At 64.8% G+C, this 20,352-nt stretch carries 23 protein-coding genes; 11 read left to right on the forward strand and 12 right to left on the reverse strand.

Going from position 1 to position 20,352, the window contains the following annotated elements:
- The first annotated feature begins 90 nt into the window (after positions 1 to 90).
- Positions 91 to 1,392, forward strand: a complete 1,302-nt coding sequence (locus IEV96_RS00900; RefSeq protein WP_188508836.1) for an MFS transporter — start codon at positions 91 to 93, stop codon at positions 1,390 to 1,392.
- Between the two features lie 97 nt (positions 1,393 to 1,489).
- Here the strand turns inward: IEV96_RS00900 and IEV96_RS00905 are convergent, their stop codons facing one another.
- Positions 1,490 to 2,344 (reverse strand): alpha/beta fold hydrolase, encoded by an 855-nt coding sequence (locus IEV96_RS00905; protein ID WP_188508837.1) that lies wholly within the window; start codon positions 2,342 to 2,344, stop codon positions 1,490 to 1,492.
- 108 nt (positions 2,345 to 2,452) lie between these two features.
- On the opposite strand from IEV96_RS00905, the gene IEV96_RS00910 reads away from it, so the two are divergent.
- On the forward strand, positions 2,453 to 3,025 hold the full coding sequence (locus IEV96_RS00910; protein ID WP_188508838.1) for a TetR/AcrR family transcriptional regulator: 573 nt from the start codon (positions 2,453 to 2,455) through the stop codon (positions 3,023 to 3,025).
- A 239-nt stretch (positions 3,026 to 3,264) separates the two neighbouring features.
- Here the strand turns inward: IEV96_RS00910 and IEV96_RS00915 are convergent, their stop codons facing one another.
- A complete protein-coding gene (locus IEV96_RS00915; RefSeq protein ID WP_188508839.1) occupies positions 3,265 to 3,612 on the reverse strand; it encodes a UBP-type zinc finger domain-containing protein in 348 nt (115 codons plus the stop codon).
- A gap of 40 nt (positions 3,613 to 3,652) precedes the next feature.
- Positions 3,653 to 4,360: an SDR family oxidoreductase gene (locus tag IEV96_RS00920; protein WP_188508840.1), complete on the reverse strand. Its 708-nt coding sequence runs from the start codon at positions 4,358 to 4,360 to the stop codon at positions 3,653 to 3,655.
- A 157-nt stretch (positions 4,361 to 4,517) separates the two neighbouring features.
- Here IEV96_RS00920 and IEV96_RS00925 point away from each other — a divergent pair, with 157 nt between their 5' ends.
- Both IEV96_RS00925 and IEV96_RS00930 read left to right on the forward strand, forming a co-directional pair.
- Complete coding sequence (locus IEV96_RS00925) at positions 4,518 to 5,381, forward strand: enoyl-CoA hydratase/isomerase family protein (protein WP_229732904.1); 864 nt, start codon at positions 4,518 to 4,520, stop codon at positions 5,379 to 5,381.
- A 76-nt stretch (positions 5,382 to 5,457) separates the two neighbouring features.
- Positions 5,458 to 5,967 carry a winged helix-turn-helix transcriptional regulator gene (locus IEV96_RS00930; RefSeq protein ID WP_229732907.1) on the forward strand — a complete coding sequence of 170 codons (510 nt, stop codon included), beginning with the start codon at positions 5,458 to 5,460 and terminating at the stop codon, positions 5,965 to 5,967.
- Between the two features lie 10 nt (positions 5,968 to 5,977).
- Here IEV96_RS00930 and IEV96_RS00935 read toward each other — a convergent pair whose 3' ends face one another.
- Positions 5,978 to 6,610, reverse strand: a complete 633-nt coding sequence (locus tag IEV96_RS00935; protein WP_229732908.1) for a TetR/AcrR family transcriptional regulator — start codon at positions 6,608 to 6,610, stop codon at positions 5,978 to 5,980.
- Positions 6,611 to 6,733: 123 nt separating this feature from the next.
- Here IEV96_RS00935 and IEV96_RS00940 point away from each other — a divergent pair, with 123 nt between their 5' ends.
- Positions 6,734 to 7,531 (forward strand): alpha/beta hydrolase, encoded by a 798-nt coding sequence (locus IEV96_RS00940; RefSeq protein ID WP_188508842.1) that lies wholly within the window; start codon positions 6,734 to 6,736, stop codon positions 7,529 to 7,531.
- 115 nt (positions 7,532 to 7,646) lie between these two features.
- Here the strand turns inward: IEV96_RS00940 and IEV96_RS00945 are convergent, their stop codons facing one another.
- Together IEV96_RS00945 and IEV96_RS00950 are read right to left on the reverse strand one after the other, a co-directional pair.
- Complete coding sequence (locus IEV96_RS00945; RefSeq protein ID WP_188508843.1) at positions 7,647 to 8,861, reverse strand: low temperature requirement protein A; 1,215 nt, start codon at positions 8,859 to 8,861, stop codon at positions 7,647 to 7,649.
- Positions 8,862 to 8,965: 104 nt separating this feature from the next.
- A complete protein-coding gene (locus tag IEV96_RS00950; protein WP_188508844.1) occupies positions 8,966 to 10,207 on the reverse strand; it encodes an MFS transporter in 1,242 nt (413 codons plus the stop codon).
- A 222-nt stretch (positions 10,208 to 10,429) separates the two neighbouring features.
- Here IEV96_RS00950 and IEV96_RS00955 point away from each other — a divergent pair, with 222 nt between their 5' ends.
- Positions 10,430 to 12,088, forward strand: a complete 1,659-nt coding sequence (locus IEV96_RS00955; RefSeq protein WP_188508845.1) for an FAD-dependent oxidoreductase — start codon at positions 10,430 to 10,432, stop codon at positions 12,086 to 12,088.
- Between the two features lie 99 nt (positions 12,089 to 12,187).
- Here IEV96_RS00955 and IEV96_RS00960 read toward each other — a convergent pair whose 3' ends face one another.
- Positions 12,188 to 12,895 (reverse strand): alpha/beta fold hydrolase, encoded by a 708-nt coding sequence (locus tag IEV96_RS00960; RefSeq protein ID WP_229732910.1) that lies wholly within the window; start codon positions 12,893 to 12,895, stop codon positions 12,188 to 12,190.
- Positions 12,896 to 12,970: 75 nt separating this feature from the next.
- Positions 12,971 to 13,888, reverse strand: a complete 918-nt coding sequence (locus IEV96_RS00965) for a quinone oxidoreductase family protein (RefSeq protein ID WP_229732912.1) — start codon at positions 13,886 to 13,888, stop codon at positions 12,971 to 12,973.
- 124 nt (positions 13,889 to 14,012) lie between these two features.
- Between IEV96_RS00965 and IEV96_RS00970 the strand changes: the two genes are divergently transcribed.
- Both IEV96_RS00970 and IEV96_RS00975 read left to right on the forward strand, forming a co-directional pair.
- Complete coding sequence (locus tag IEV96_RS00970) at positions 14,013 to 14,522, forward strand: OsmC family peroxiredoxin (protein ID WP_444542331.1); 510 nt, start codon at positions 14,013 to 14,015, stop codon at positions 14,520 to 14,522.
- A gap of 129 nt (positions 14,523 to 14,651) precedes the next feature.
- The gene (locus IEV96_RS00975) at positions 14,652 to 15,590 is read left to right on the forward strand and encodes a S1C family serine protease (protein ID WP_188508847.1); all 939 of its coding nucleotides are present in this window, start codon (positions 14,652 to 14,654) and stop codon (positions 15,588 to 15,590) included.
- A gap of 227 nt (positions 15,591 to 15,817) precedes the next feature.
- Here IEV96_RS00975 and IEV96_RS00980 read toward each other — a convergent pair whose 3' ends face one another.
- Together IEV96_RS00980 and IEV96_RS00985 are read right to left on the reverse strand one after the other, a co-directional pair.
- A complete protein-coding gene (locus IEV96_RS00980) occupies positions 15,818 to 17,044 on the reverse strand; it encodes an MFS transporter (protein ID WP_188508848.1) in 1,227 nt (408 codons plus the stop codon).
- A 101-nt stretch (positions 17,045 to 17,145) separates the two neighbouring features.
- Positions 17,146 to 17,430, reverse strand: coding sequence for a hypothetical protein (locus IEV96_RS00985; protein WP_229732914.1), 285 nt, complete (start codon positions 17,428 to 17,430; stop codon positions 17,146 to 17,148).
- Positions 17,431 to 17,565: 135 nt separating this feature from the next.
- Here IEV96_RS00985 and IEV96_RS00990 point away from each other — a divergent pair, with 135 nt between their 5' ends.
- Positions 17,566 to 18,207, forward strand: a complete 642-nt coding sequence (locus IEV96_RS00990; protein WP_188508850.1) for a hypothetical protein — start codon at positions 17,566 to 17,568, stop codon at positions 18,205 to 18,207.
- Positions 18,200 to 18,736 (forward strand): TetR/AcrR family transcriptional regulator, encoded by a 537-nt coding sequence (locus IEV96_RS00995; RefSeq protein ID WP_188508851.1) that lies wholly within the window; start codon positions 18,200 to 18,202, stop codon positions 18,734 to 18,736. The genes IEV96_RS00990 and IEV96_RS00995 overlap by 8 nt, the downstream gene beginning before the upstream one ends.
- A 22-nt stretch (positions 18,737 to 18,758) precedes the next feature.
- Here the strand turns inward: IEV96_RS00995 and IEV96_RS01000 are convergent, their stop codons facing one another.
- Complete coding sequence (locus tag IEV96_RS01000; protein ID WP_188508852.1) at positions 18,759 to 19,028, reverse strand: YciI family protein; 270 nt, start codon at positions 19,026 to 19,028, stop codon at positions 18,759 to 18,761.
- Positions 19,029 to 19,103: 75 nt separating this feature from the next.
- Positions 19,104 to 19,424 (reverse strand): hypothetical protein, encoded by a 321-nt coding sequence (locus IEV96_RS01005; protein WP_188508853.1) that lies wholly within the window; start codon positions 19,422 to 19,424, stop codon positions 19,104 to 19,106.
- A gap of 132 nt (positions 19,425 to 19,556) precedes the next feature.
- Here IEV96_RS01005 and IEV96_RS01010 point away from each other — a divergent pair, with 132 nt between their 5' ends.
- The gene (locus IEV96_RS01010) at positions 19,557 to 20,312 is read left to right on the forward strand and encodes an SDR family oxidoreductase (protein ID WP_188508854.1); all 756 of its coding nucleotides are present in this window, start codon (positions 19,557 to 19,559) and stop codon (positions 20,310 to 20,312) included.
- Positions 20,313 to 20,352 lie beyond the last annotated feature (40 nt).

Raw genomic sequence — 20,352 nt, forward strand, 5'->3', positions numbered from 1 at the left:
CTTGGGAGCAACTTCCTCTCACCCATCACACGGAGCGCGTCTTCCCCCATGTCAGAACCTTCAGGCGCACTGCGCCCATCGCCGTCACGGATGGCGCTTCCTGTCATTCTCCTGACCGTATTCATCATCCCGACCGGCATCGCCGGTATCGCTAACGCGTTGCCGGACATCGCCGGCGATCTCGGCTCGAATCCGACAGCTCTCCAGTGGGTGGTCAACGGCTTCAACGGATCGTTCGCCGTCTTCACCCTGGTGTGGGGAGTGCTGTCCGATCGCGTCGGCTACAAGACGACGTTCGTCATCGGGGCAGCACTGATGGTCGCGGCATCTGTTGTCAGTGCCGTCGCTCCCAACCTCGTGGTCCTCGACGCCGCGAGAATACTCGCCGGGGCGGCGGGAGCGGCCATATTCACCGCGGCGGCATCGATCATCGCCAACGCGTACGAGCCGATCCCCCGCGGTCGGAACTTCGCCCTCCTCGGCACAGTCCTCGGGCTAGGCCTCGCGGTCGGGCCTACGCTGGCGGGCGGCCTCGTCGCGGCGTTCGGATGGCGCGGAGTCTTCGCCGTGTTCGCGGTCATCGTGGCACTGGCATTGTCCCTGAGCGGCTACGTGCCCAACATCAAGCACGAGCGTGTGGCCGGCACGAAACTCATCGACTTCTCGCTGCTGCGCAATCCGCATTTCCTGGCCATCTGCCTCGTCCCCGTCACCCATGCCTTCGGATACGTGGCGTTGCTCACCTACCTTCCGATCGCGCTCAGCGCAGTGCACGGCATCGACGCGGGGACGGCGGGCCTGCTGATGCTTCCCATGACCCTTCCGGTCCTGTTCGGGCCGATCCTCGGTGCGAGGCTCGTGGCGAGGTTCGCAGGGATCACGATCATGACGATCATCTACGGCTCACTCGTGCTCATGCTTCTCGGCAACGTCGGATTCCTTCTCCTGGCCGGAACCGCACCGGTCGCCGCGCTGTTGATCCCGATGCTGCTGCTCGGCTTCGGCTTCGGACTTCCGCTCGGCCTCCTCGACGGGGCGGCTCAGGCGGCGGTTCCGGCACGGAGCAGCGGAACGGCGGCAGGCGTCATGAACTTCCTCCGTCTCGGAGGCGAAGCGGTGGTCGTCGGAACCTACGCCGCGATCGTGGCATGGATCATCTCGCTTCACATCGCTGACGGGACGACCGCGCAGGACGTCGCAGCCGGCCAAGCCGGTCATGCGCGCGAGTACAGCCAGGCTTTCGCCTGGGCCGAGTGGGGGATCATCGCGTTTATCGTCATCGGCGGGCTCGCGATCGTCTTGTTGCACCTGACGACAATCCGCGACGGCAAGGCGGCGGCGGTCCTCGACGGCGAGGACGACATCCCCGTGGAGCGGCCGGCCATCGCCTGACACGTCCGACCCAGGCGTCTCGCCGCGGACGCAAAACAGCCACGGTCCGGAGGTTTGAGCCCCCGAAGGCCGTGGCTGAATTGGTGTTCCGGAATTGCTACTTGACCGAGTCAGCAGCTCGCTCGATGAGACGGGCTACATCCTTCGGCTTCTCAAGCATCGAAAGGTGACCGGCGGCTACCTTGACGGAAACGCCGCCAGCGCGAGCCGCCATCGCTTCCTGCTCGGCGACGGGGATGACCTTGTCCTTGGTGCCGATGAGGAAGAAGCTCGGGATCGACTTCCAGGCGGGTGCGGCGGACGGCTCCTGCAGAGCGCCACCGGCGACCGGTCGCTGGGACGCTGCCAGGACGGCGGCCTCGCTCTTGTTCAGGTCCGCGGTGAAGCCGGCGGCGAAGACGGCCTTCTGTACGTACAGGTCGGGGTCACCCGTCGGCATGTTGGGGTCTTGGACCACGTTGAACACCGATTCCGGTGCTGCGGCGAGGACGGAGCCCGGCTTGGCGCCGGCCAGGTCGACGACGGATTCGCCGAGGTCAGGAGCGAACGCGTCGATGTAGGCGAGCGCCTTCACGGTCGGGGCCTGAAGCGCGGCGTTGGTGATGACCGATCCGCCGTAGGAGTGGCCGACGAGCACGACGGGTCCGGTGGTTGCCTGGTTGACGAAGGCTGCGACGGAGGCCGCATCGGATGCCAGTCCGCGCAGCGGCTGCGGAGCGCTGACGACGGTGTAGTCGTCCTTCTGGAGACGTTCCGTCACCGTGGCGAAGCTGGACGCGTCCGCCCAGGCGCCATGCACCAGGACGATGGTGGGCTTCGCGGGGTGGGAGGCGGACTCGGCGGACGAGTCCTGGGTCCCGGCCGCCGCAGCTGCCGGACCTGCGATCGCTACGACGGCGGCTGCCGCTGTGAGGAGAGTGAGGGCTGTGCGTCCTCGGGTTGAAAGAGACATTGTCGATTCCTTTGGTTGTAGAACGAACGGTCGTTCCACTGAATGAAAGCACTGGACGCCTGACTTGTCAATTGCAAGCTAGATAAGATTCCTGTGTAATCTGTCTCAATGTCAACGATCGACCAGGCCCGCATGTCCGCGCGACAAAGGATTCTGGTGGTGGCAAGCGATCTGTTCTACCGCGAAGGCATCAATTCCGTGGGCGTGGACCAGATCGTGCGTGCAGCCCACGCCACGCGAGCAACGTTGTACCGGCATTTCCAGGGCAAGGAAGCTCTGGTGGTCGCGTACTTGGAGCGGGAAGACGACGGTTTCCGCGCCCTGGTCGAGTCGGGCTCTCAAGTCGCGGAAACGCCGCGGGCAGCGTTGGAGCTCGCCTTGGAGGGCATCGCGGACGACGCGCGTAGGCATCACACCCGCGGTTGCCCGTTCATCAACGCGACCGCCGAGTTCCCGGATCCGGACAGTGCCGTGAGGCTCGTGGTGACCGCCCACCGTGCCTGGTTTCGGTCGCAATTAGAGATGCTGCTGGCTGCCGCCGGCGTGGCGGACCCGGTGGAAGTGGGAGAAGGGCTGGTCATGCTCCGCGACGCGGTGCTGATCGGAAGCTACCTCGACGATCCCGATCGGGCGCGTCAAGCGTTTCTGCGCAATGCTCGGAGGCTCGTCGGTACCGCCTGACCGCTTCTGCCCGCACCCCGCTGGCAACTGCGTCTGTTCGCCCGTCGGTGCGGCTCTGCCGACGCCTGGCGATACGGCCGCTGACGACATCGCCAACACGGTGCGGGCCGCTGTCTCTCAAGGACTCCCGGCGCTGGGGCCCGACGTCGCAGCGCGCGTCGACTGCATGCCGCCGGGCGGTTCACCGTCAAGGGCTCGATCGCGATCTGGCTACGACCCGGGGGTGCCCCGGCCTGCGACTATGGGTTGAGCTTCGATCGCCAATCGCTGGGCACGCGGCCTTCAGGGCCCGGCACGGCCTGCGAGGCAGGACGGGAGGTGGGCTCCGCCAGCCTTGGGCCGTTCAGCATCTGCTCGGTCTCATAGTTCCAGAACCAGTTCTCGCCAGGCTCGAAGCTCTGCATGATCGCGTGGCCGGTCTCCGTGAAGTGGGCGGTGCCGTGCTGGGACGGGGAGTTGTCACAACACCCGACATGGCCGCACTCTGCGCATCGGCGGAGGTGCAGCCACCAGCCATCCGTCTGCTCGCACTCCAGGCAGCCTTCTCCTGAAGGGGCTGCTGCCGTGTTGATTGCCGGGTTGCTCATTGGATCTCCCTTGTTGGCTGATGCATTGAAACGCCGTCCGCTATGCACGCAGTTCGGTGTACAGCTCTTCTATCGGTCCCGACAACGCTTTCTTGAGAACGCGGGCCCTGAGGTCGGCGAGGACCTCGTATTCCCCGGACTCCACTGCGTCGTAGGCAGCGGAGACGATGCTTCTGGGGCTCGACTTGTCGGCCCGGATGTCGGCCACCATAGGGGTATCGACGTAGCCCATGTGGAGTCCGACGACGTGAGTTCCTTGGGGTGCGAGTTCGAGACGCAGCGAATTCGTCGCCGACCACAGCGCCGCTTTGCTGGCGCTGTATGCGCCTGCGAAGCCGGCCCAGCTCAGGGCGGAATGCACGTCCAGGATCGCGCCTCCGCCGTTGGCGCCGACAACGGGCGCGAATGCTCGCGCGACCGCTACTGCGCCGAAGAAGTTGGTTTCGAAGACTGCGCGGATGTCATCGAGGGACCCCGCGGTGATGCGGTCACCGTGGGTGTACACGCCGGCGTTGTTGACGAGCACTGTCGTATCGGCGGCAGACGCGGCCGCAGCGTCTACGGACGCTTGGTCTGTGACGTCGAGCGTTATGCCCACGATCCGCTCGTCATCCCAGTCGCGGACCGTCCGAGCCGACGCGTAGACCTTGCGGGCGCCGCGCGCGAGCGCCTGTCGGACGAATTCGGTGCCGAGACCGCCGTTCGCCCCTGTCACGAATACGACGGAATCGAGTATTTGCGCGCTCATGGGTGTCCTTGCGTCGGAGCTGACTAGTGAGATAAAAGTTAGCACCTCGGGGCAGCAGATGGGTGGACCCCGCAGCCAGCGGTGCGGCGCCGATCGCCGGGCGGCTCGCGAGGCGAAAGCGCCCGCGGGTAGCTGACTTGTGTTTTGCAATACAGGGGTGTTGAATGCCGACATGACTCAGTTGACTGTGACCAAGACGACCCCGGCTCTCTGGAGAGTGGCGTTCGATAACCCTCCGATCAACCTGATCGGACCAGACATGCTCGTGGAGCTCCGCGCGTTGCTGGACGACGCTGAGACGGACCCCCTGGTGGCTGTGATCGTTTTCGAGAGCGCGGATGAGGAGTTCTTCCTCGCCCATTGGGACATCGCTTCGGATCCGGAGCTGACAAACGCGCTGCCGGCCGGACCGACCGGTTTCCACCCGTGGCTCGACATCCTGATCCGGTTGAGCAAGCTTCCCGCAGTGACCATCAGCGCGATCCGCGGGCGTGCCCGCGGGGCAGGCAGCGAGTTCGCTCTCGCCACCGACATCCGTTTCGCCAGCCGTGAGAAGGCCGTTCTCGGCCAGTTCGAACTGGGAACCGGCGCCGTGCCCGGCGGCGGGCCCTCAAGCAGGCTCCCGCGCCTGGTCGGCCGTGGGCGCGCCTTGGAGATCCTCCTCAGCGCCGGCGACTACGACGGCGACATGGCCGAGCGTTACGGCTACGTGAACCGTTCCATCCCGGACCACGATTTCGAGCAGTTCGTCTCCGCCTTCGCCGAACGTGTCTCCGCGTTCGATGTCCGGGCGATCCAGGAAGTGAAAGCCTTCGTGAACGCCGTCTCGCTGCCTGACGACGCCGAGTTCCCCGCTCAGATGGATGCGTTCTGGAACTCCGTCAGCCGACCGGAGACGCAGGACCGCGCCGGCCAGATGTTCCAGCTCGGGCTGCAGCAGCGAGGGGAGACGGAACTCGAACTCGGCGAGCAGCTGGAGAAAATCGTTGTTCCGCCAGCAGTAGGACGCGAGCGAAGCTGAGCTGTGCCCGGCTGGCCTAGGCGCAAGCTCCCTGCAATACCTAGCTGCAACTATGCAAGCGCGGTAGAATCGGGTAATGAGTCAAGGTAAGTCGGGCAAAAGCCTGGAGGACATGTTCTGCTCGATAGAACGAACGTTGAGCGTCGTGGGAGAACGTTGGACCCTCCTAATTCTCCGCGAATCCCTGTTGAGCGAGACTGTCAAGTTCGCTGACTTCGAGAAGCTGTTGGGAATCGCCCCGAACATCTTGGGGGACCGGCTGAACACGCTCGTCGCCGCCGGGCTAATGGAGAAGCGCGAGTACAGGGAAGACGGGTTGCGGGCGAGGTTCAGCTATCACCCGACACCCAAAGGCGAGCAGTTGAAGCTTGTCCTCGCGGCCTTGCAGCAATGGGGCGACGACAACATGCCGCCGGCGCGCGGCGTGACCATGGCACGTGAGACGGCCGATGGACAGAGCCCGGTACGCGTGCAATTCGTAACCGAAGAGGGCGTCGTCCAGGATCCTGAGTCTGTCCGGATCATTCCGACCGACGCATACCCGTTCGACCTCCGGGCAAAACGCCTGGTCGACGCAGCCAGCTAGAAACGCGGTTTCATCGCCGCGAATGCGCTGCGACCACCGCGGTGCCGGCGCGCAGCAATGATGCTGCGACGACGTCGGGGTCGCCCAGGTAGCCGCTGATCATCGCGCCGTCCCTGAGCATGACCAGGTCGGTAGCGGCCTCAGAGACGTCGACGATGCCGGTGCTCTGGAGCAGGTCCTCGACCACGGTCTTGAACCAGGCGCGGTGGGCATCGACGTACTGTCGGATCTCGCTCTCCGGGTCACCGAACTCGGCGGCGGCGTTGATGAACGGGCAGCCGCGGAATCCCGGCGAGCAGCTTTCGACGCCGATAGTCGAGGCGATCGCCTCGGATGCAGACGCGGGGTCTGCCTTCGCGATTCGCATCGCCTCGTCCATGTATTCGTGTTCGAACGCGGAGCGACGCGCCAGGTATGCGAGGACGAGCGCGTCCTTCGACGCGAAGTGCCGGTACAGAGTCACCTTCGTCACTTCGGCCAGATGCACGACTTCAGCGATGCCTGTGGCACGAATGCCGTTCGCGTAGAACAGCCGCGAGGCGGCATTCAGTATCCGGTCACGCACGACCGACGTATCCGGGTCCGGAGAGGTCCACAGCGAGACGATGTCTGCCCGTGCCGCAGGGTTTCCGTCCGTATTCAAGACCATGAGTTTGCTCCTTATATTTATTTACGGTCCCTAACTTGTGTTTAACAAGCCAGTGGTGCAAAGTAGATCCGCCGGTAGAGTTACCGGTCATTCTACATCGAAAACTTGGAGCATCTAATGACAGAACAGACGCCAGTCGTCTTCATCCACGGCCTGTGGATTCATTCGAAGGCTTGGCAGAACTGGGTCACCCTGTACGAGAAGTCGGGTTACGCGGCCACGGCGCCGGGCTGGCCGGGCGACGGCGCGAGCGTCCCGTCGACCAGGTCCAACCCGACCGCAGTCGCGGACAAGGGAATCAACGACATCTACGACACCTACGCCGCCTACATCCGCACGCTTCCGCAGAAGCCCATCGTGGTCGGACACTCCTTCGGCGGACTGGTCGCTCAGAAGCTCCTCGCGGACGGGCTCGCAGTAGCCGCAGTGGCCATCGACCCGGCCCCGATCAAAGGCGTGAAGAAGGTGCCGCTGTCCCAGATCCGGACCGCCATCCCGGTCGTGAGCAAGAAGGCCAACAAGACACGTTCCGTCTCACTGACCGAACGGCAGTTCCGGTACGGTTTCGGCAATGCGCTGTCCAAGCAGGAATCCCGCGACCTCTTCCAGCAGTTCGCTATCCCCGGCCCCGGCAAGCCGCTGTTCGAGGTAACGTCTGCAGCGAAAGACCCGAAGTCCCCGGCTGCGGTGAACACGGCGAAGGCCGACCGTGGCCCGCTGCTGATCATCGGTGGAGGCAAGGACCACACGGTGCCCCAGATCGTCGCCGAGCAGGCTTTCGGCCTCTATGCGTCCTCCGCGGCGATCACCGACCTTGAGGTGTTCCCCGATCGTGGCCACTCTCTGGTATTCGACAGCCGTTGGGCAGAAGTAGCCCAGACCACCCTTCGCTGGCTGAAGCGCCAGGGGCTCTAGGCCCCAGCGCCCGTCCTGTCGACAGGACCAGAGGCTGGATTGCCCGCGACGTAACGTCGCGGCAACCCAGCCTCTTCGCATCCGCCCCACGCCTGCCGGCGGACGATGCTTCGGGCTAGAGTGCGAGCTGCTCGGAAGGTGACGTCGTCGGGACCTGGCGTCGCCTCCACAGCCGCTCATCGACGGTCACGACCGCGATGAGGATTCCCGTGGCTACCCACGACAACGCGAGCGCGGTCAGGTGGAGCGCGCCGGCGGCGACCAGCACGTAGAGGACCAGGTAGGCGAACGTTCCCGCGATGTGGCCGGGCAGAAGCCGCGGGCGGATGCCGACCGACGCTTTGAAGGCGATATTGCCGACGAGATAGATGGCTGGGCCCACCGCTGCGAAGGCGAGTGTCGACAGGGATGCTTCTTCGAGCGGGTGGTGGGAGGTCACCTCATGGCCGTGCGTGGTGATGACGATGCCTATGACGAGCACGACGTGCAGGTAGGTGTAGGAGACGCGCGCGACCGGTCCCGTGCTCTCCTTGGCCTTTATGAAGCTCGTCCCTCCTCGCTCGCCGTGGGCGAAGTACAGCAGCCAGAGCGCAACCGAGCTGGCGAATGCCGAGGTGAAGGCCAGTGCCGATTCGGGAGTCAGTTCGTCCCCGGTCAGCGACCTGCCGGTGACGAGGATCGATTCGCCGAGGACGATGATGATGAAAAGCGCGGCCCGCTCAGCGAAGTGGGCTCCGCGGATCTGCCACGCCTCCCACGACGAACGTCCCCGCTTCGGCAGCCAGAACAGTGTCGCCGGACCCAGATAGTCGATCGCGAGAGCGATCGCCCAGAGCAGGAGCCGCAGGCGCTCTTCCTGCAGGGCGCCTACGAGCCAGAACGGCGCTGACACTGCGAGCCAGATGAGGATGCGCTTCTGCCCATCGGCGACTACAGCCCGGTGTCTTGCGCTTGCGACGATCACGAACACGGTGCGTATGAGCTGATACAGCACGTATGCACCGGCGAATATCAGGCCTTTCGAACCGAACGCGCCGGGGATCGACGAGCTCAGCACCAACGCTACGGCCATGAGAAGGAGCAGCAGCCAGAGCACGGGCCTGGTGTCCGGGTCGAGCCAGTTCGTCGCCCAACTCGTATAGACCCACAACCACCACACCGCTAGACAGATGAGTACCGTCTGCGCGAAGCCCCAGCCGTTCGGTTCGTTCGACAAGAGGGCCGAAAGCTGTGTGATCGCCAAGACGAACACCAGGTCGAAGAACAGCTCGACGAAGGTGACGCGGTCGGAGTTCCCCGCCCGCTTCTCGCGCAGGATATTTCGGCTCATCCCGAACTTGCTCGTGACCACGATTACGTCCTTCCGTCCCGCCCGCCGGTGCGACCAACTCTGACTATTCCACTGCAAGTTAGCACGGGTGTGGCTGGCTGCGACTACCCGTCCTCGCGCGCGCGCCGCAGTTGTGCGGCGAGGCCGACGAGGGACGACACGGCGGCGAGGGCGGCATATCCGATCACGACCGGCAGCAAGGTGAAGACCCCGACGAGCCAGCCTGCGACGATGGCGGGGACGCCGAACGTGAGATAGCAGACGACGTAGACGGCGGAGAAGAGCTGGCCGCGTTCATGCACCTTGGCCAGCGGGCTGACAAGCCGGATAGGTCCTGCAAACCCGAGGCCGAAGCCGATTCCCGCCACCAACGATGCGATGATCAAAAGCGGTAGAGAGTGTGCCGCTATCGCTATCCCGGTGAAGCTGACGCCGACAGCCAACGATATGGCTCCGGAGATCGCGACGACGCGCGGTCGGACGTTCGTTGTGGCGAACACGCTCAGCGCGCCCGCCCCGGACAGGATGGTGATCAGGATTCCGTTGATGGACCCGGTGCCGAGGCGGAGGATGTCGCGGTCGACCTGGGCGATAAGGCCGAGATAGATTCCCGCGGTCAGCCATACGCCGATCAGGAGGAAGGCGCCGGCGACGAACTCCCGGCGAGCCAACTCCGGTACCGACACCCGCGGTATCAGCGTTCGGAGCGCACCTGCTTTGCGCGACACTGACTCCGGCGAGGCGAATACGACGACAAGGCCCAGGGCGAACACCACATCCAGGGTGACGAACACCACCGTGATCGGCTCAGACGACAGCTGCACGACTACACCGGTGAGCGCTGCGCCGAGCGCGAGCCCAACAAGCGGGGCGAGGCTGGCGATTACAGCGCCCAGCGCCGGCTTCTTTGCGGGCGCCAAATCGCTCAAGGCGGCCGAGAGTGCTCCCGTCGCAGCGCCGGTTGCGAGGCCTTGGATGATCCGCGCCACGATGACGAGTTCGATGCTCCCTGCGGTGAACAGCAAGGTCATCGCGACGATCTGAGCGACGAGGGCGGCGATGAGTACGGGCCTGCGGCCGATGTAGTCGGAAAGCTTGCCGACGACGAGCAGGGTCAGGAGCAACCCGAAGGCATAGACGGCGAAGGCGACGCTCAGCAGGGATGCGGGGAAATGCCATTCGTCTTGATAGAGCACGTAGAGCGGCGAGGGTGCCGCGGCCGCGGCGAGAAAGGCGACGAATATCAGGCCCATCCCGGCGAACGCGAGACCGCGCGGCAACGCCGGCCGACCGGTGGACGGCCGCGTTCGCGCCCTAAGCGGTGCGTCCTGCTGAAGTGATGACACGAGGGCCTCCGAGACGTTGATAGACCGGACGCTGGCCCGACCACGGATTCTAACTTGCTTATCAATAGTCAGCGTATCAGCGATGACGGCTGCGAGCGCAGGGCTATTGCTGACTTGAGAAACAGTAGTTAGAGTGACGGGTACGCGGCGGTCCCGCCGGCATCGTCACGATCAACGCGGAGTCGCGCGTCGATCTGCCCAGAGACGAAGAGCGAGGACCCAATGACCATTCCGATCGATGCGCAAGCGCAACCTGCGGCCGGCCTCACCGAAGTGCTCCAGGAACGGCTGCGGAGCTACGGTACGCCGCATGCAACGGTGGCCGGCGAAGTCCTCTACAAAGTGGGCGACCCGGGCTACGACCTCATACTCATCGAAGAGGGCACGGCAGTAGTGGTCCGTGAGGCGACACCCGGCTCTCCCGAAGAGGTCGTGTCGCGGCAGAACGCCGGCGGCATCCTCGGTGAGATGAGCCTGCTGAGCAGGCAGACCGTCTACCTGACGGCACGGATGGAAGAGGGCGGCGTTATCCACCGGATTTCGCCCGACAACCTCCGGCGGCTGATGTCGACGGACGCCGAACTGTCGGACATGCTGTTGACGATATTCATGGCCCGTCGACAGCAGTTGCAGACTTCTGCCGCAGGCTCGGTGGAGATCGTTGGCCACAGCCGCTCGGCAGAATCGCTCGCACTGCGCACCTACGTTGCCAGGCTCCAACTCCCCAGCCGGTGGTTCGAAGCAGATTCACCTGAAGGAGCCGCGCTCATGCGGGTCGCCGAAGTGGACGCTACGCAGCTGCCCGCCATCATCGTGCCCGAAGGCGTCATCAAGAATGCGACTCCGGGCCTCCTCGCGCAGCGTTCCGGATTGACCTATCGGGCTGACAGCCCGAGCGAGATCGATCTGGTCGTGGTCGGCGCCGGCCCGGCAGGGCTCGCGGCGACGGTTTACGGTGCGTCCGAGGGACTGAACACGATGCTGCTCGATGCGGTCGGGCCCGGCGGGCAGGCGGCAGCGAGCTCGCGGATCGAGAACTACCTGGGTTTCCCCAACGGCCTCAGCGGCGAAGACCTCATCGCGCGTGCCAATACGCAGGCTCTGAAATTTGGCGCCCACGTGTACAGCCCATGCAAGGTCGTCGGCCTCGAATCGGTCAGCGACGGCCTCAAAATCCTCTTGGAAGACGGCGGAGCGATCGCGACGAAGGCGGTCATCATCGCAACCGGCGCCCGGTACAAAGTCCTCGACCTCGACCGCTGGAGCGATTTCGAAGGCGCGGGCATCTACTTCGCGGCGACCGAGCTGGAGGTGCGTCCCCTTGCAGGCAAGCCGGTCACCGTCGTCGGCGGGGCCAACTCCGCGGGTCAAGCCGCGATCTTCCTCGCATCAAAGGGCTGCGCCGTGAACATCGTCATCAGGGGCTCCGACATCTCTGCAGGCATGTCGAGCTACCTCGTGGACCGCATTGAGGCCGATCCGCTCATCGAGGTGCGATCGTCCACCGAGGTCTCGGAGCTACGCGGAGATGCATTCCTCAGTGCGATCACCCTGACGGACAGGGCCGGAGGCGGTGCCGAAGTCGTACCCTGCGACGGTCTCTTCTGCTTCATCGGGGCGACCCCGGCCACGGGCTGGCTCCAAGACGTCGCGCTGGACGACCACGGCTTCGTGCTCACCGACAGCCGTATCGGTGACGACCGGCTCGACGAGCGATGGGCGACACTCGACCGTCGCCCGCTCGCTTTCGAGACGAGCGTCCCCCGGGTCTTCGCCGTCGGCGACGTCCGTCAAGGCTCGATGAAGAGAGTGGCGGCTGCAGTAGGCGAAGGGGCCAGCGCCGTCGCATCCACTCATGCGGCCATCCGAGTTATGGCCTAGGTCGGTCACATCTCGTCTAGGACGAAGACCGGCACGCAACGAGGGCCGCGCCCCTGCCGTTGTCGGCGGAGCACGGCCCTCGGTTCTCGGTCGGTGTTGCTAACCGATGGATTTCACCGCGGCGATGATGACGTTCGCGACCTCTTCCGACCGTGAGACCGCGATCGAGTGGGATCCGCCCGCCAACACCGTGACCTCGGCGCCGATCTTGTTGGCGGTCGTTGCCTGGTAGTCGGGGCTGATGGTGTTGTCCGCGTCGCCGTACACCCAAGACGTAGGCACTGACTTCCAAGCGGGTTCGACGGAGAGCGGCTCGCCAAACCCGAGCGCTGCGGCCGGACGTTGGCTGGCCGCACCCGCTGCTGCCTCCTCAGCAGTGACATCCGCCGCGAACACGGATCGGTACATCTCTTCGGCGAGGGTGAACTCGGGGAGGTCGCTTCCGGGGTACGTCCAGGGACGCAGGGCCGATACAAGTTCAGTCTCTGGGAAGCCCTGGCCTGCATCCTGGGCGTTCTCACCCTTGTCCAAGCCGAACGCCGAGACGAAAACTAGGCGCTTCACGTTCGAGGCTTTGCTGGCCGCGTAGGTTATAACCGGTCCGCCATAGCTGTGGCCGACCAGCACCACATCGCCTTCGGTCTGGTTCACCACGCTGGCCACGTACTCGCCGTCGGATGAGAGGCCCCGCAGTGGGTTCGCGAGGGCTTTCGCGTGGATCCCCGCGGCTGTCAGGTGCGCAATGACCTTCGACCAGCTGGAACCGTCAGCGAATGCACCATGCACGAGCAGGACAGTTGTCGTCATCTGTATTTCCCTTCAGTGAACGCAGGCGAGTTCCTGCGAAATCATGGATCGACGTGAACCGGAAGACGCCGATGGTCAGGGCGCGACTGCGATGACGACCTTGCCGCTGGTACGCCTTCCGAGCAGATCGGCGTGCGCGACACCGGCATCCTCAAGCGCGTAGGGCGCCGAGTCGAGGTGACGAAGCGTGCCTGAAAGGGTCTGCTCGAACATCGTGGCGAGGGGCGAGCGGAAGCCGCCCGGCAGCTCGAAGGCGTCCCGGTTATAGAAGCCCATCACGCCTCTGCTGCCCACGGTGAGCGACCAGGGGTCGACCAGCGGAGCCATCTGACCCCCGGAGACGCCGAAATGTACAAGGCGGCCGAAGGGCGCGAGCGATTCGAGGCTCGCCGAGAACGCGTCGCCGCCCGTCCCGTCCAACACCACATCGACAGGGCGTCCGTTGTTCGCGGCGAGGATGGCGGCCGCGAGTTCGTCTTTCGGCAGAGCGGAGTCGATCGTGGCATCGGCGCCGAGGTCCTTGGCTGCGACAGCCTTCTCGTCGCTGCTTACCGACGCGATGACGAACGCACCCGCAATGTGGGCCAGTTGCACGGCGATGCTGCCCACGCCACCGGCAGCGGCATGGACCAGTACAGATTCACCCGTCAGCACACGGGCGCTGGTGTGCACCAGATGCCACGCCGTCAGCCCCTGATTGACGAGCGCGAGCGCCTGGGCATCGGTCACACCGTCTGGGACCGCGGCGCTTCGGGACGCGTCGACGAGCGCGAACTCCGCATATCCGCCGGTTGTCGTCAAGCCGACCATCCGCCTGCCGGTGGAGTCAGTCCCGACCACCTCGGTTCCGGGGACGTAGGGCAGTTCGGTAGGGCGCACATACTGGTCACGACTGATCATGGTGTCGGCGAAATTAACGCCGGCACTCGTGACGGCGAGGCGTATTGAGCCGGGGGTCTCGATCGGTTCCTCAACAGTGGCGATCCGGAGCACTTCCGGGCCTCCGTGCTCTGTGACCTGAATTGCGCGCATCTCGCTTGTCCATTCGGCTGGGTCCAGTAGATGGTCTGCCCGAAAGCTGACCCTTCTGGCTACTGTTTTGATAGTTAGACTGTGAATGTACACCCGCGCGGCCGCGCGGCGTAGCAGCCCGGTCGCTCAAACAGATTCAGGAGCCGAAATGCCTACACGTTCAGCACGCACCATCTGGAAAGGTGCCCTGCAGACAGGGACCGGTCAGGTGGAGTTGACCAGTTCCCAGCTAGGCACGTTCGACGTGTCTTTCCCGAAGCGCATTTCCGAAACCGCGGGCGGGTCGACCAGCCCGGAAGAACTCATCGCAGCCGCGCACTCCGCGTGTTATTCGATGGCGCTCTCCGGAGCGCTAGCGTCGAGCGGTGCAGTCATCAACGAACTCGACATCAGCGCGGACGTCACGCTCGGGCCGGACCCGTCCGACGGGCAGTTCAAACTGACAGGTATCGTCCTGAAGGTCCGCGCGGACGTCTCCGGCGTCGACGCCGACGAGTTCGCGGAAATCGCTCTGCAGGCTAAGAGCAACTGTCCGGTGAGCAAAGCCCTCGCCGGTGTCGACATCCACCTCGAAGCGACGCTAGTCGACGCATAGTCCGACCGGGTACCGAAGCGGCGAGGCGAATCTGTGGGAGTTTTCGTTTCGCCGTTCCGGTACCGGCACGCTGCTCCGCCGACAGCGAACGGGGGCATAAACGCGTGTTCGTAGGCGCTCAATAGATCCATGGACAATGAAGACAAGGCGGTTCTGGACGCCTATTCAAATGCGGTCATAGGTGTGGCCGACCGTGTAATCGAAAGCGTCGCCAGCGTCATCGTCTCCGGAAGCAAAGGACACGGCGCAGGCAGTGCGAGTGTGATCACCCAGACCGGCTACCTGCTCACCAGCGCCCACGTCGTCGACGGCGCACGCGCGATCGAGACACGCTTCGCCGACGGAAGATCCGCCGAAGCGGAGGTAGTCGGGCGCGACACTCTGTCGGACCTCGCGATACTTAAGGCGCGCGGCCCCGTTCCCCGTCCGATCGCGTTCGGCGACGCAGCAGGCCTCCGTGTGGGTCAGTTCGTCATCGCAGTCGGCAACCCGCACGGATTGGCGGGAAGTGTGACTGCGGGCATCGTCTCCGCCCTCGGTCGGTCTCTTCCGACACACTCCGGACGGGTCGTCGACGAGGTGATCCAGACTGACGCGGCATTGAATCCGGGCAACAGCGGTGGGGCACTGGCCGACAGCAGCGGGCGCCTGGTCGGTGTGAACACTGCCGTGGCGGGCATCGGCCTCGGCCTCGCGGTGCCGATCAACTCGACAACCCGGCAGATCATCGATGCGCTGATGGCGCATGGCCGCGTGCGGCGGGCGTGGTTGGGAATTGCCGGCGTTCAGGTGAACGTGCCGGCGGAACTCGCGGAGAAGATCGGTGCCACTACCGGCATGCAGGTCGCCGGCGTGTCCGCGGGCAGCCCAGCAGATCTAGCCGGCATCAAGCGCGGCGACATTCTCCTGCGGCTGGGAGGCAGGCGTGTGGACAACACGACAGCTGTACAGTCTGCGATGGTCGGGGATGCCGTAGACAAGCCGATAGAGATCACGGTCTGGAGAAATGGCGCGCTCGTCGATGCAGTGACCGTCCCGACAGAACTTCACGACGTCAGCGGACGCTGACGAGAAGGCGGGCGCTTTTGTGGGCGCTTTCGCGGCCCCCGTCTTACGTCGGCATGCTTCTACGGGCTTAGAGGAAATCCATGACCTCGGCCGCACCTTGCTGAAAATGCGGCGACGGGAAGGTGACAAAAATGTTTGTCGGCCGGAGGGAGCCGGTAGGCGGCTGGCAGTCCAGTGGGTGACTTCCGGTCGGTAGTCAGAATCGAGAGCCGAGGGATATTTCGACGTTAGCTTGCGGGAGTCGAGCTGGGTGAGCGGTGCTGATCTTTTGACAAAGCCCTGCGGAACACCCCGACCCACACCACCAGAGAAACAGCCACGAACACGGAGCACTGCACCGCGACCTGGGTGAGACCGCCATGTGCGTATCCCCATGGTCCGATGAAGGCACCGAAGGCGCCGCCTACGAACATGGAGAACATGAAGACGGTGTTCGCTTGGCCCGGAGCGGTCGGGTTCGAGATGAGAAGACGGCTTTGGATCGCAGACTGTGTCGCCTGCTGGCTCAGTGCGATCAGGAACATGGATACGCCGTACAGGACGAGCATCCGATGGTCGAAAATCAGGCTCACCGAGGCGAGCAGCGCGACACCGAGTCCCGCGCCGGCAACGCGTAGCTGGCCGAAACGGTCGACGAGTCGGCCGACGACCGGCACGCACAGGACGACGGCGAGGCCCACGAATCCGAAGAGGCCGGCGGCGGTGGCGGTCCAACCGACGGCATCGCCGGTCAGGTAAAGCACGACGACGGTCCACAGTGAGTTGAAGGTAGCGAATATGAGGAACTGCATGGCTATCGATTCGCCGACAGTGGGGCTGCGTCGGATAAGCGAGATGGTCGAGACCAGTAGCTTCCCGTAGCCGGTGTGGGCGGTCCGGTCCCGCGGGTCCGGACCGAGCGCCGCCCGCGCGAAGGGGAGGAGGGCCAGAAGCGCGAGGGCGAAGACGACGACCACCCACTGCCATCCGATGACCTGGACCAGCAGCCCAGCGACGATTCGCCCGCCGAAAATGCCCGCAAGCCACGAGCCGATGAGGGTGGCGGTGGTGGAGCCGGCGCGGCCAGGCGGCGCCAGGCGATTTGCGGCGGGAAGGATGACCTGCGCCACATTGGCTACGAGGCCGACGACGACCAGCCCGAGCGCTACGGCGCCGACGGAGGGCAGGAACACTGTGGCTGCGAGGGCGGCGACGAGCAGCAACGACTGGATGGTGACTTGGAGTCTGGGGTCCACCCGGTCGGCCAGGGGGACCAGGAAGAAAATACCGAGGGCGTAACCGATCTGGATGGTCGTCGCGGTTATACCCGCGACTGCCGCGGTTGTCTGGAAGTGTGCCGCAATATCTGTCAGCAGGGTCTGAGGGAGATACACGACCGATACGGCGGCGCCCGACATGATCGCCAAGACGATCACGGTCCTCGTCCACCGGCGTTCTTCTACAGTTGCCGCCATCGATCTCCGCCTATCCACGGGGGTCGGGTCCGATCCCCTCCGCCATAAGCCTAACTTGCAAAACACTATGCAGCATGGCCGACGGTGTGCTGATCGCCCGTCTAGTCTTTCGCGGCGCCCTTCGGTAACACCGTCCGGACGACGAAGGCGATCGCATCCTGTGCGAACCCGAGCCATGTGTCGACGGCGGTGTCCGGGATCTGCACCCAGCCCCGGAAGGCATGACCCCGGCGAGAGGGGTCGAACAATCCCGAGCCCGGGATGTTCAAGGCCATGACCTCCTCCTCCGTCCCGCGACCGAGGCGGAACGCAACGCCGTCGTCGAGGCGGACGGCGACGATCTTCCCCTGGACGGTTAGCGCCTGGTCGCCGAACACGGTCGCCATTTCGACCCCGCTTCCAGCCAGCTGTTCTTGCAGCCTGAGAAAAGACGCTTCATTCGACATGTCGACCATCTAAGTTGCAAAACCATAGTCAGGTCAATATCTTTAGAGAAACTACGCAGTGCCGGAGGCGCCACGATGACCGACGAACAGCCCACACCCGCCGCGGCAGAAGACCGGGCTGCGTTGCTCAGCGCGTTGGTCACCGAACATTTCGTCCTCCAGTCGGCGGCGAGCTCCACAATCGGGGAGAGCGGGAGCCGCGCTTCCATTTACCTCGCCACGTTGTCCAGCGGTCTGGTCGCCATCGGATTCTCCAGCAGCAATCCCGACATCCTCGCCGGCCTCGCCTTCACGATCTTCCCCACGGTGTTCATTCTCGGGTGCTTCACGGTGGTCCGCCTGATCGACACCAGTATCGCCAACGTCGTGGCCCTGAACCGCATCGAACTGATCCGCCGGTACTACTCCCACCTGCACCCGCTCGCGAAACAGTACTTCGCCCCGGACGACAGCACCGAGGCGGGGACGCTGGGCGTGCGCTACCGGGCGCGATCCGTACTGTTCACGGCCGCGAGCATGGTGGCCGTCGTGAATGCCGTCGTCGGCGGCGCCGGACTCACCGTCATTCTTTCGATAGGCACCACGTTCCCCGCCGGAGTCGGCGTCGCCCTCGGCGTCGTTGCCGGAGTGGTCGTCCTCGGCCTCGGGTTGGCCTACCAGGTCCGTAGGTTTGCGCCGCTCCTCAGTGCCTCCCGCAGCACCCCTGCCGATGGATGACGACGGCGGTCTGCGGGGTGTGATCGAGTCTGCGAGCCGGCTGTTCCGGGCCCAGGGCTTCGAGCCGGTACCGATGCATGCTGTTCGTGACGAATCGGGTATATCCCTGCGTCGTCTCTACCAGCTGGTGGGCTCCAAAGACGCCCTCATCGTTGCGGTGCTTCAGAGGTGGATCGACGAATGGGCGCGCGAGGTTGCACTGCGCTCAAACGGCACAGGGCCCGGCGGCCGAATCCTCGCCATGTTCGAAGCCGTCGGACCGCCAGCCGAGGGGCGTAGCAGCCTCGATTTCGTGTTCGCCGACACTTCGGCGATGAGCGATCGGGTGGCGGCGGCCGTGGACGCGCATCGAGCGTGGGTGCTCGATCAGGTCCGTGAGCAGGTTAAAGCGCTCACGGGAACACCGGGCCTGGTATCTCGGCTGTGGGTGCTTCTGGCTGGCGCGACCGCATTGTCCGCGACACCCGGAGGACCCGAGGCGTCCGCGGCCGCGCGATTGCTAGCAGCGGAACTCCTGCAGAAACCCTGATGCGCGGCGACCGCTGCGCTGCTCAGGCGGCCTTGGGGAAAAGGTCTTTCACGGTGGAGAGTTCGAATACGAGTGTTCCGTCCGCGGCATAGGGGAGGGCGGCGATTATCTCGTCCGCCGCAGCGAGGGATTCGGCTTCCATGACCAGGAAGACGCCTGACAGGTCCGTCTTAATGAAGGCGTGGACGAGGGACCCGTCGGCGAGAAGGGCTTGGGCGGCCTGCGACTCTTCGGCCCCGTCGGGACGGTCTTGGGGGCGTGCCGTGAATTGTCCTTCTGCGTAGATGAGCATGTGGTCTTCTTCCGTGTCGAGGTGCTGATGGTCGCGCTGGGGTGTGTCCGGGACCGGCGAGCTTCCGCGGGCTGGTTACGAGTCGGAACCGACGGCGGGTTCGCCGACGAACTGGTGAGCTTCTGAAGCCAATTCGGCCCAGGTCGACGCGTCAGAGACGCGAACCCATGTGCCGGCCCCCGGTCCCGCATTCTCGGACACTCCGGCGACGCCTCTGGAGACGAGTTCGTGGGCGCGGCCGGCAGGGAGCTGAACCGCGAGCAGCGAACCATCGAGGCGCGCGAAGAGCTTGCCCTTTGCGAACAACTTGCCACCCTTCGAAGTCACATCGTCATCGGGATCGCTTACGAGTGTGAAGGTGATCTCGTCGAATTCGTCTGCGGGGGATCTGCTCATTGTCGCTCCTGCTCGTCGGTCCGGCTCTGCGGCCTGCGAAAGACAGGTGCGATACCGAGTCTGGCTATAGTAACTATAGCCAGCCTAAGCGGGCTTCTCCAGCGTTCCGCGACATTCGATGATGAGGTAGATATGACGAACGACGAAAAATCTCACAGAGCCTCCAGGCCGCTGCCTCTCGAAGGCAGAACGATCGTGGTGCTGGGAGGCAGTTCCGGGATCGGGTTCGCCGTCGCCGAGCTCGCGCGAGACGAAGGTGCGAACGTCGTTCTCACCGCCCGCGACCCCGGGCGGCTGCGTGCGGCAGCGGAGCGCATCGGCGCCGTTGGCAGCGCCGCTTTCGACGTCTCAGCCCACGGCGAGCTGGTGGCCTTCTTCGACCAGATAGGCGCCGTCGACCACGTCTTCGTGGCCGCGGGCGGTCCGTACTATGCGCCGCTCGCCGACATCGACCTGGATGCCGCCACGCAATCGGTCGCGGGCGCGGTCGGGACGATGCTGGACCTGGCGAGGATCGTGCCGCCGAAGCTGGGACGAGGTGGATCTCTGACGTTCATGAGCGGCACCGGCCCGCGGCGCCCTGCGCCCGGCGCGAGCGTCATAGCCGCTATGGCCGCCGCAACCACCGCAGCTGCTGCGAACTTGGCCCTGGAGATCGCGCCCGCCCGCATCAATCTGATCGCCGCGGGATTCGTAGACACCGAGCTCTCGGCCCGTCTGCTCGGAGACGCTCTGCAGGACCGGCGACAGGAGCTCAGGTCGACGCTGCCGATCGGGCGTGTTGTCGAGCCCGGCGACGTCGCTGCGCTTGCGGTTCATCTCATGGTCAACACGGCTATCACCGGAGCCGTGTTCGACATCGACGGCGGGCAGAAACTGCTGCCGTGAGGGTGAGGGCGGGCCGGGCGCCGTGGAGGAGCGGCGTCCG

Source organism: Conyzicola nivalis, from assembly GCF_014639655.1.
GTDB classification, from domain to species: domain Bacteria; phylum Actinomycetota; class Actinomycetes; order Actinomycetales; family Microbacteriaceae; genus Conyzicola; species Conyzicola nivalis.

What these genes read in the sequence shown, in the direction of transcription:
- IEV96_RS01005 (WP_188508853.1), bottom strand. Translation starts at nt 19,424, where the DNA reads ATGAGCAGATCCCCCGCAGACGAATTCGACGAGATCACCTTCACACTC.
- IEV96_RS00905 (WP_188508837.1), bottom strand. Translation starts at nt 2,344, where the DNA reads ATGTCTCTTTCAACCCGAGGACGCACAGCCCTCACTCTCCTCACAGCG.
- IEV96_RS00930 (WP_229732907.1), top strand. Translation starts at nt 5,458, where the DNA reads ATGAGTCAAGGTAAGTCGGGCAAAAGCCTGGAGGACATGTTCTGCTCG.
- IEV96_RS00945 (WP_188508843.1), bottom strand. Translation starts at nt 8,861, where the DNA reads ATGAGCCGAAATATCCTGCGCGAGAAGCGGGCGGGGAACTCCGACCGC.
- IEV96_RS00960 (WP_229732910.1), bottom strand. Translation starts at nt 12,895, where the DNA reads ATGACGACAACTGTCCTGCTCGTGCATGGTGCATTCGCTGACGGTTCC.
- IEV96_RS00940 (WP_188508842.1), top strand. Translation starts at nt 6,734, where the DNA reads ATGACAGAACAGACGCCAGTCGTCTTCATCCACGGCCTGTGGATTCAT.
- IEV96_RS00955 (WP_188508845.1), top strand. Translation starts at nt 10,430, where the DNA reads ATGACCATTCCGATCGATGCGCAAGCGCAACCTGCGGCCGGCCTCACC.
- IEV96_RS00975 (WP_188508847.1), top strand. Translation starts at nt 14,652, where the DNA reads ATGGACAATGAAGACAAGGCGGTTCTGGACGCCTATTCAAATGCGGTC.
- IEV96_RS00900 (WP_188508836.1), top strand. Translation starts at nt 91, where the DNA reads ATGGCGCTTCCTGTCATTCTCCTGACCGTATTCATCATCCCGACCGGC.
- IEV96_RS00910 (WP_188508838.1), top strand. Translation starts at nt 2,453, where the DNA reads ATGTCAACGATCGACCAGGCCCGCATGTCCGCGCGACAAAGGATTCTG.
- IEV96_RS00995 (WP_188508851.1), top strand. Translation starts at nt 18,200, where the DNA reads ATGGATGACGACGGCGGTCTGCGGGGTGTGATCGAGTCTGCGAGCCGG.
- IEV96_RS01000 (WP_188508852.1), bottom strand. Translation starts at nt 19,028, where the DNA reads ATGCTCATCTACGCAGAAGGACAATTCACGGCACGCCCCCAAGACCGT.
- IEV96_RS00915 (WP_188508839.1), bottom strand. Translation starts at nt 3,612, where the DNA reads ATGAGCAACCCGGCAATCAACACGGCAGCAGCCCCTTCAGGAGAAGGC.
- IEV96_RS00980 (WP_188508848.1), bottom strand. Translation starts at nt 17,044, where the DNA reads ATGGCGGCAACTGTAGAAGAACGCCGGTGGACGAGGACCGTGATCGTC.
- IEV96_RS00970 (WP_444542331.1), top strand. Translation starts at nt 14,013, where the DNA reads ATGTACACCCGCGCGGCCGCGCGGCGTAGCAGCCCGGTCGCTCAAACA.
- IEV96_RS01010 (WP_188508854.1), top strand. Translation starts at nt 19,557, where the DNA reads ATGACGAACGACGAAAAATCTCACAGAGCCTCCAGGCCGCTGCCTCTC.
- IEV96_RS00990 (WP_188508850.1), top strand. Translation starts at nt 17,566, where the DNA reads ATGACCGACGAACAGCCCACACCCGCCGCGGCAGAAGACCGGGCTGCG.
- IEV96_RS00985 (WP_229732914.1), bottom strand. Translation starts at nt 17,430, where the DNA reads ATGGCGACCGTGTTCGGCGACCAGGCGCTAACCGTCCAGGGGAAGATC.
- IEV96_RS00920 (WP_188508840.1), bottom strand. Translation starts at nt 4,360, where the DNA reads ATGAGCGCGCAAATACTCGATTCCGTCGTATTCGTGACAGGGGCGAAC.